The sequence below is a fragment of the Streptomyces sp. LS1784 genome, from assembly GCF_020103755.1.
Taxonomy (GTDB): Bacteria; Actinomycetota; Actinomycetes; order Streptomycetales; family Streptomycetaceae; genus Kitasatospora.
Genome location: NZ_JAHSQD010000635.1, coordinates 1 through 4,437 on the forward strand (window position 1 = coordinate 1; position 4,437 = coordinate 4,437).

Genomic DNA, 4,437 nt, shown 5'->3' on the forward strand with positions numbered 1-4,437 from the left:
CGCGGTCGAGGCCGGCGGCGGCGCCGAGTGCGGGCAGGGTGCGCAGCGCGGCGCTCTCGCCCTCGGCCAGCGTGGCGAACCAGGCGCCGACCGGCCGGTCCGCGCAGCGACTGGCGAGCAGCAGCAGGCTGCGGCGGTCGGAGCGGATGATCCGGTGCTGCTGGGCGGCGAGTTCGGCCAGGACCGAGTGTGGCGCGGTGCCGTCGGCGAGCGCGGTGACCAACGCGGGGGCGGTGTCGCCGGGTGCCAGTTCGGCGCGCAGGTCCTGGATCTGGCCGAGGATCGGGTGGTTCACCGGTGCCTCCGAGGTGCGGTTCGGTCCGATGCCATTCCTATCGTCCGGCGGTGCCGGTGCGGTGGCGACAGGCCGGGACCCGGGGCGGGGGATGTGCTTCCGCCCCGGGCCGGCGCCCGGGGCGGAAGCCGGTGGAGTGGGCAGTGGGCGGTGTGGGAAACGGTGAGCGCGCCGGTGCGTCAGGCGTCGGCGCAGGCCTTCCCGATGTCGGCGGCGGCATCGGTGATCGGTTTGACGTCGGGCTGCTTGCCCTTGGTGACCCGGTCGATGGCGTCGTCGACGGCCTTGGAGAGTCTGTCGGCGGCCGCGTCGATCTTGTCCCCGCCGTCCTGGCGGATCTTCCTGGCATCGTCGGCGACCTTCTTCAGGGCCGCGACGGTGTGCTTGCGGCGGCTCTCGTCGGTGATCTGACCGATGTTGATCGCCGAATCCGCGAGGTCCTGGACATCGCCGGAGAGGCTGATCGCCCGCTTCCCGCAGTCGAGGGCCTGGTCGGCGTCGCACGCGGTGAACAACGGGGCCGTGAGGAGCAGTGCGAGCGTGGTGGCGGCCAGACGGTACGGCTTCCTTGTCATGTCTCTATCCCTCCCGCCGTGTCAACGTCGGTGCGCCGTGCGGGGGTTCCGGAGGATTCCGTGAACCGTCGGGAAAGTCTCCTTCCCTTTGCAAAAAATGATGATCCGTCAGTCGATCGGAGACCCCGGTGGGCGTTCACCGCGCGCGCCAAGCGCGGGGTGAACGCCCGTGCGGGCACTACCGGTCGGAGGAGTCGGACAGGTCGCTGACCAGGCGGGCGATGGTCGGGACGGCCACCGCGTGTGCGTCGGCCGCCCGCAGGACGGCGCCGCCGATGGCGTCCAGCTCGGTCGGTCGGCCGGCCTCCACGTCGCGCTGCATCGAGGACCTCATCGTCCCCGGGATGCGGTCGAAGGAGGCGAGCAGGGTCTGCGCGTCCGCCGGCGCGCCGACCGCCCGGGTGACGGCGCTGATCTCGTCCAGCACGGCGCGGAGTTCGGCCCGGTGCTCGGTGCGCACGGTGCCGATCCCGCTCGCGTGGCGGGTGGTGAGCAGGGCGAACGGTGCGAGGAAGGACAGCTTGCTCCACAGCATCGCCGTCTCGTCCTCGCACAGCGTGACGTCCAGCCCGGCGTGCCGCAGCTGCTCGGCGAACTCGGCTACGGGGGAGGCGTGTCGGGCGGTCGCACCGAGCTCGATGGCGGCGAACGGACTGGTGTGCTCGATCCGCCCGGGCGCCGTCCGGGTGGCCTCGACCCGGATCGTGCCGGCCACCACCCGCCCGGCCTGGTAGTGCTCGCGCAGCAGCGCCATGTGGTCCAGACCGTTGAGCAGCGGCACCACGATCCCGGCGCCGAGCGCCTCCGGGGGCATCCGGTCGAGCGCGGCGGCCAGCGCCGTCTCCTTGACCGTCACGAAGGCCGCGTCGACCGGCTCGCGCAGCTCGGTGGCGGCCTCCACCCGGGCGGTGAAGTCGCCGAACCGGGCGCTGCGGACCTGCAGTCCGTCCCGTGCGATGACGGCCGCGGTCTCCTCGCCGGCCAGGCAGACGACCCGGTGGCCGTCGCGGGCGAGGAGCCCGCCGATCAGTCCGCCGACGCCGCCAGGGCCGAGCACGGCGACGGTCAGGGGGGTGGTGGTCATGGTGACTCCCGTGGGTGAGTGAGGGATGGGGAAACGGAGGGCGCGGCTACGGGGCCTCCCAGAAGAAGCGGCCCTCCAGGCCGTCCGGGCTGAGGAAGCCGAAGCCGTCGCCGTAACCGAAGTTGAGGAAGTACGGATCGCCCTCGTCCGAAGCGTCCGCGAGGGCGAAGAGGTACTGCCAGGGGGCCGGGACCCGGGCCCGGCCGTTCGGGTAGGACGGGTCTCCGCCGAGGTGGTCGTGCTCGTGGTCGCCGTCCGGGAACGGGACCTCGGGGCCCTCGTGGCGCAGGTACCGCTGGAAGGCGGCCCGCTGGTCCATCGCCCGGTCGACGCCGTCCGGCAGCGGCACCACGTCCAGGTGGTACTCGACCGGGGTCCGCTCACCGTCGGGCTCGCAGCGCCAGAGCGTACGGCCCCGGATTCCGGGCGGTCCGAGCACGGCGAACGGCGGGATGCGGCCGCCGGGCTGGACGAGCAACAGGCCGTCGCCCCGCTCCGGGTCGAGGCCGCCCATCAGCTCGCCGTCCTCCTCCAGGAAGAGGTACGCCAGCCGACCCGGCTCGCCCGGGACGGGGAACTGCCCGATGAACACCAGGGGTTCACCCGTACCGGGGGAGAGGGGCCAGGTGGGCTCGGCCAGCCAGCACGGCTCGCCGCCGAGCTTGGGGACCGGCGCGGTGATCGGCTGCTCGGCCGGGCGCGGTGACAGCCGCCGGCGGGGGAGGAAAGCGGCGTCGTACGGACCGGTGGCGGTGCCGGTCGGGAGCGGGATCATTCGGCGGCCTCGGTGGGTTCAGCTGGCTGGCTGGCTGGCTGGCTGGCTGGCTGGCTGGGTCGGACGGGTCGGACGGGTTCCGGGTCGGGCGCGTGGAGGGAGTCGGAGTCGAAGGCGAACGGCTCCTCGCGGCGCGGCTCGCTGCCCGGGGCGGGCAGGCGAACGCCGCGGCCGGGCAGCAGGTCGATGGTCACCGGATCATGATTCCCCGTCGGGCGGGTGACCGGGGAGCCGGGGTGGGGGCGAGCGGGCCCGGGTGGAAGAGGGCGGGAAGGAGACGTAGCACCACCTGCGGGGTTCGGTTTTCCGAACCCCGGATTCGGGTGCCAGCACAATCGATCTCCCGGCCCCGGGCGCCCACGATGGTGGACATGAACGGGATGACGACAGCCGCCGCCACGGCGGCGCACGACGGGGTGACGGGCGCGGCCCTGAGTGCGACCGGGCTGCACAGGGAGCACGGGCGTGGCGCGGCGGCCGTGCGGGCGTTGCGCGGGGTCTCGGTGGGCTTCGCGCCGGGGACGTTCACGGCGGTGATGGGGCCGTCGGGCTCCGGCAAGACCACCCTGCTGCACTGCCTGGCCGGGATGGACCGCCCGACCAGGGGCACCGTGCGGTGGGGCGACACCGAGGTGTCCGGGCTGCCCGAGCGGCGGCTGGCGGAGCTGCGCCGCGCCCGGGTGGGGTTCGTGTTCCAGGCCTTCAACCTGATGCCCGCGATGACCGTCACGCAGAACGTCGAGCTGCCGGGGCGGCTGGCCGGGCATCCGCCGGAACGGGCCCGGGTGCGGGAGGCGCTGGCCCGGGTCGGTCTGGCAGGGCGCGAGCGGCACCGGCCCGGACAGCTGTCGGGCGGTCAGCAACAACGGGTGGCGATAGCCCGGGCACTGGTCTCCCGGCCGGAGGTGCTGTTCGCCGACGAGCCGACCGGCGCACTGGACCGCGCCACCGGGCAGGAGATCCTCGACCTGCTGCGCGCGGGCGTCGACGCCGACGGGCAGACCTGCGTGATGGTCACCCACGACCCGGTCGCCGCCGGGTACGCGGACCGGGTGCTGCTGCTGGCAGACGGCCTGCTGGTGGACGAGCTGACCAGGCCGACGGCCGCGCAGGTCGGCGAGCGGCTGAGCCGGTTGGGCGGGTGAGCGCGATGAGCAGTCCGGTGCTGAGCCTGTCCGCGGGGCAGATCCGCCGCCGCCCGGCCTCCTTCGCCGGGCTGGGGACGGCCCTGTTCCTGGCAGTGGCGGCGGTGACGCTGTTCGGTTCGCTGGTTGCCGCGCAGATCACGGCGCCGGCCGCGGTGACCAGAGTGGCGGTGTCCGGGCCGGGCCTGGTGGTGATCGCCGGGGCGTTCGGCGAGATCGCCGTCCTGGTCGCGCTGTTCGTCGTGGTCAACGCGCTCGGCTTCACCCTGCGGCAGCAGCACCGTGATCTGGCGCTGCTGCGCACCGTCGCGGCGACGCCCCGTCAGGTGCGGCGGGTGGTGCGTGTGCAGGTGGTGGCGACCACCCTGCTGGTGGCCGCGCCGGGCGGCCTGGTGGGCTTCCTCGCCGCCCGGGCCTTCCTTGCCGCACTCCAGCGGCGTGGCATGGCCGCACCCGGGCTGCAGATACCCGGCGCGCCGGTGCCGGCGTTGGTCGCGCTCGCGGTGGCGCTGCTGATCGGCCTGGCGGCCACCGCCGTGGCGGCCCGCCGGATCACCCGGCCC

The 4,437-nt window shown here is 74.2% G+C and carries 6 protein-coding genes and 1 pseudogene; 2 read left to right on the top strand and 5 right to left on the bottom strand.

Annotation, left to right across the window (positions count from 1 at the left end; all coding sequences use genetic code 11):
• The 5 genes and pseudogenes from KS423_RS39425 to KS423_RS39445 form a co-directional block, all read right to left on the bottom strand.
• Window positions 1-295, bottom strand: a pseudogene (locus tag KS423_RS39425) (transcriptional regulator); the annotation flags it as partial.
• Window positions 296-474: 179 nt separating this feature from the next.
• On the bottom strand, window positions 475-870 hold the full coding sequence (locus KS423_RS39430) for a hypothetical protein (protein ID WP_224284542.1): 396 nt from the start codon (window positions 868-870) through the stop codon (window positions 475-477).
• Window positions 871-1,048: 178 nt separating this feature from the next.
• On the bottom strand, window positions 1,049-1,954 hold the full coding sequence (locus KS423_RS39435) for a ketopantoate reductase family protein (RefSeq protein ID WP_224284543.1): 906 nt from the start codon (window positions 1,952-1,954) through the stop codon (window positions 1,049-1,051).
• A gap of 46 nt (window positions 1,955-2,000) precedes the next feature.
• Window positions 2,001-2,729, bottom strand: coding sequence for a hypothetical protein (locus KS423_RS39440; RefSeq protein ID WP_224284544.1), 729 nt, complete (start codon window positions 2,727-2,729; stop codon window positions 2,001-2,003).
• A complete protein-coding gene (locus KS423_RS39445) occupies window positions 2,726-2,923 on the bottom strand; it encodes a hypothetical protein (RefSeq protein WP_224284545.1) in 198 nt (65 codons plus the stop codon). Before KS423_RS39445 ends, KS423_RS39440 begins: the two co-directional genes overlap by 4 nt.
• A 186-nt stretch (window positions 2,924-3,109) precedes the next feature.
• Here KS423_RS39445 and KS423_RS39450 point away from each other — a divergent pair, with 186 nt between their 5' ends.
• Window positions 3,110-3,874, top strand: coding sequence for an ABC transporter ATP-binding protein (locus tag KS423_RS39450; RefSeq protein WP_374120122.1), 765 nt, complete (start codon window positions 3,110-3,112; stop codon window positions 3,872-3,874).
• Between the two features lie 5 nt (window positions 3,875-3,879).
• Window positions 3,880-4,437, top strand: a 558-nt coding sequence (locus tag KS423_RS39455) for an FtsX-like permease family protein (RefSeq protein ID WP_224284547.1), incomplete at its 3' end; no start/stop codon positions are given.